Source organism: Salipiger sp. HF18, from assembly GCF_011806505.1.
Lineage (GTDB): Bacteria > Pseudomonadota > Alphaproteobacteria > Rhodobacterales > Rhodobacteraceae > Salipiger > Salipiger thiooxidans.
This window is the reverse complement of record NZ_JAATOS010000405.1, coordinates 1-3,544: the sequence shown is the minus strand read 5'-3', so window position 1 is coordinate 3,544 and position 3,544 is coordinate 1. Positions and strand designations below refer to the sequence as shown.

Genomic DNA, 3,544 nt, shown 5'->3' with positions numbered 1-3,544 from the left:
ATCCCCACGCTGGCGCCCAGAAGCGTGTCGAGCACGCGCTCGGGCGCCATCTCGGCTCCGGCGGATCCGGGCGCGGCAAGGTGGCTCATCAGCAGCGCCATAGGCGTCACGAAGATCTGGCCCAGCCCGTAGTTCGCGCCGATCACCAGCTCGGTCAGCAGCTGCAGCAGGAAGATGGCAGCGATGATCGCCCAGACCGACGGGTCCTGCACGAGGATCAGCCAGGCCAGCATCGCACCCAGTACCGCGCCCGCCATCCGTTGCAGGGCGCGGTGCATGTTGATGTGAAGCTGCGGCCCCTGCAGCACGGCGAGCGCGCCCATGGCGGCCCAGATCGGGTGGTCGGCGCCGAAGGAGTGGCTGGCGAAAAGCGCGATGCCCGCGCCCACCACGATGCGGGCCGAGGCGATGAGCCGGTGGCCGAGCGGGCGGGGCGGCTCGGCGGGCATCGGGCGCTCGGGCGTCGGCAGGTGACGGAGCTTCTCGGTCGCGAGGCAGATCGTCCAGGCCAACAGCGCCACGACGGCCGTCGCGGCCGAACGCTCGAACACCTCGATGCCGCCGGTCACCGGATGCTGCGCGGCGCCCGCGGCGAAGACGAAGATCAGGGCGCCCGGAGGGCCGAAGCTCCCGGTCACGGTGATGAAGAAGAACACCCCGCAGGCCAGCGCGAGCAGCAAGAGCTGCAGCATGACCCCGGCGCCGAACCAGCTTACCGCGGACATGAAGAGGACGGCCGCGATCTGGCAGAGCGCCGCCAGCAGGACCTTGCGGCTACGTCCGGCGCGCGGCTCGAAGCGGCCGAAGAGCGCCACCAGCGCGCCCAGCGCGGCAAAGCCCACCAGATGCGCGTAGGGCGAGAGGTAGAAGAGCGGCAGCGCGATCACCACCGTGAGCCCGGCCTGCAGCCCGGCGAGGAGAGAGTTGCGCAGATGCGGCTGACGTCCCAGCGCGAAGCTCCCCAGCAGGTGGTCGGGCGAGAGCAGGTGCCGGGCGGCGTCGAGCCTGCGGGGGGTGAAGGAAGGCGGTTGCGCGCTCATGCGTGGGTCTCCTGTTCGGTGCCGGCCTGTATGCGCTTCACCCGTGCCTCGATGCGCTCTAGCCCGTCGAGCATCGTCTCGATCTCGTCGTCTCCGATGTCGCACAGCATCTCGGCCTCGGCGGTCTCGAGCTCTGCCTGGATCTTGGCGACGCGGCGCTTGCCCTGCGCTGTGAGGTGGATGAGCCGCGCGCGGCCGTCGTTTGCGTCGGGGCGGCGTTCGACGAGCCCCTCGCGGCTGAGAATGTCGATGACCCGGACGAGACTTGATCCGTCGACGCCGACGAGATGCGCCAGCGTCTTCTGCGAGATGCCGTCGCCCGAGATCGACAGGTGCACCAGCGGCACCCATGTGGCGTCGGTGAGGCCAGCCTGCGCGAGATGCGCGTCGATCTTCCTTCTCAAGGCACGGGCGAGCATCGCGAAGCGCAGTCCGAAACGGAATCGGGGAGGGCGGGTGTCCTGGGTCATGGTCGCGAGATAGGGGTATATAATTTGATTTGCAATTCAAATTATATACCCCCTTGAATGCGATGGCCCGAGGAGCGCGCGTGCGACAGGGCCGGGCAGGGCTCGAGTTCGACTGTCGGACAGTGCGCAATGGTGATTGTCGCGTATTGTCGCCTTTGCGCCAATCCGAAAGATGCCGTCAACACATTGAAAAATGTGTGATTTCACGGGTTTCAAAAGCTTGGCACGCTTCCTGCTCAGGTGTTCCTGAGCGCGGTCATGAGCCGTCTCACCCTCGTGTGATTGAAACGACCCAACAGACCAAAGGAACACGCTATGAGCGAACTTCGTCAGATCGCCTTTTACGGCAAGGGGGGATCGGCAAGTCGACCACCTCGCAGAACACGCTCGCCGCTCTCGTCGAGCTTGGCCAGAAGATCCTGATCGTCGGCTGCGACCCCAAGGCCGACTCCACCCGTCTGATCCTGAACTCCAAGGCCCAGGACACCGTCCTCCACATGGCCGCCGAGATGGGTTCGGTCGAGGATCTCGAACTCGAGGACATGCTGAAGGTCGGCTACCAGGACATCAAGTGCGTCGAATTCGGTGGCCCCGAGCCGGGGGGCGGCTGCGCAGGCCGCGGTGTGATCATCGCCATCAACTTCCTCGAGGAGAACGGCGCCTATGAGAACGTCGACTACGTCTCCTTCGACGTTCTCGGCGACGTGGTCTGCGGCGGCTTCGCAATGCCGATCCGTGAGAACAAGGCGCAGGAAATCTACATCGTCATGTCCGGAGAGATGATGGCGCTCTATGCCGCCAACAACATCGCCATGGGCATCCTGAAATACGCCAACTCCGGCGGTGTGCGCCTTGGCGGTCTGATCTGCAACGAGCGCCAGACCGACAAGGAACTGGAACTGGCCGAAGCCATGGCCTCGTCGCCTTTCGGCAGCCGCGGCCAGGTCTGGGCCGGCAAGGACCTGTGGCACATGCGGTCCTGCTCAACACCCAGCCCTGCGACATGCTGATCGGCAACAGCTACGGCAAGTATCTCGAGCGTGACACCGGCACGCCGCTGATCCGTCTGATGTTCCCGATCTTCGACCGCCACCACCACCACCACCGTTTCCCGACCATGGGCTACCACGGCGCGCTGAACGTGCTGGTGAAGCTTCTGGACACGGTGTTCGAGAAGCTCGACGACGATACCATCATCCCGGGCGAGACCGACTACAGCTACGACCTGACCCGCTGAGCCGGGCAGGGCAGAGACGACACCGGCCGCGGGACACCGCGGCCGATTTTTATTTGGGCGTTGGGCCAGCGAGGACCATAGCCGGTGAGTTCGTGTCCATGGCCGCGGGACACCGCAGCCGGTTGCGACCGTTGGATGGCGGGTCGCGTGGGGTCGCGACCGGCTTTGCATCCGGACCATGGGCCAGCGAAGTCCGTGGTCGGTTCGGCACTTGGGTCGTTCGCCGCGGGACACTGCAGCCGGTGCGGCGTTTGGCGCATTGGCCGCGGAACACTACGGCCGGTCCGGCGTCAGGATGGCGGGCCGCGGCGGGCGCGCCTCAGGGCCGGATGTAGGCGTAGCCCTCTTCCTGCAGCTCGATCAGGCGCACGACGCCCGAGGGCACCACCTCGGCCTCGTCCAGCAGCGTCACCGTCTCGCCGGTCCTCTTCTCCATCCCCGCGATGGTGTTGGCGCAGGCCGAGAAGGTGATCGGCAGCTCGAGCGACATGGTCTCGATCCGGTCCTTCACCGGGCTCTTGCCATCGACCAGCATGTGCAGACCGGGGCCATAGGCCACCATCTCGATCACCACCTCGTCGCCCTGTTCCTCGTAGTAGGAGGCCAGGTTTTGGGCGTTGTTCAGCGCCATGTTGAGCGTGTGCGGGTCGTTCTGGTCGACGTGGATCGCCACGTGATGGGTCTTGCCGTCTGCCATGGCCATTAGCGGCGCAACCGCCAGCATGGCGGCAAGCGCGTGTCTCCTGATCATCTGATGTCTCCTCCCTTAGACAGGAGAAAACATATATGCGAATGCG

Annotated in this window: 4 protein-coding genes and 1 pseudogene; 2 read left to right on the top strand and 3 right to left on the bottom strand. The window is 65.6% G+C overall.

The window, feature by feature from the left end:
• Positions 1-1,040 (bottom strand): FUSC family protein (locus tag HC022_RS21400; RefSeq protein WP_167453765.1); only part of this gene is annotated, 1,040 nt, incomplete at its 3' end.
• The gene (locus HC022_RS21395) at positions 1,037-1,510 is read right to left on the bottom strand and encodes a MarR family winged helix-turn-helix transcriptional regulator (protein WP_167453764.1); all 474 of its coding nucleotides are present in this window, start codon (positions 1,508-1,510) and stop codon (positions 1,037-1,039) included. The genes HC022_RS21395 and HC022_RS21400, both read right to left, overlap by 4 nt.
• A gap of 315 nt (positions 1,511-1,825) precedes the next feature.
• On the opposite strand from HC022_RS21395, the pseudogene HC022_RS29410 reads away from it, so the two are divergent.
• Both HC022_RS29410 and HC022_RS21385 read left to right on the top strand, forming a co-directional pair.
• Positions 1,826-2,430 (top strand): annotated as a pseudogene (locus HC022_RS29410) (AAA family ATPase); the annotation flags it as partial.
• A 44-nt stretch (positions 2,431-2,474) separates the two neighbouring features.
• Positions 2,475-2,747: a nitrogenase component 1 gene (locus HC022_RS21385; protein WP_167453762.1), complete on the top strand. Its 273-nt coding sequence runs from the start codon at positions 2,475-2,477 to the stop codon at positions 2,745-2,747.
• 319 nt (positions 2,748-3,066) lie between these two features.
• Here HC022_RS21385 and HC022_RS21380 read toward each other — a convergent pair whose 3' ends face one another.
• The gene (locus HC022_RS21380) at positions 3,067-3,498 is read right to left on the bottom strand and encodes a DsrE family protein (protein ID WP_167453763.1); all 432 of its coding nucleotides are present in this window, start codon (positions 3,496-3,498) and stop codon (positions 3,067-3,069) included.
• Between the last annotated feature and the right edge of the window lie 46 nt (positions 3,499-3,544).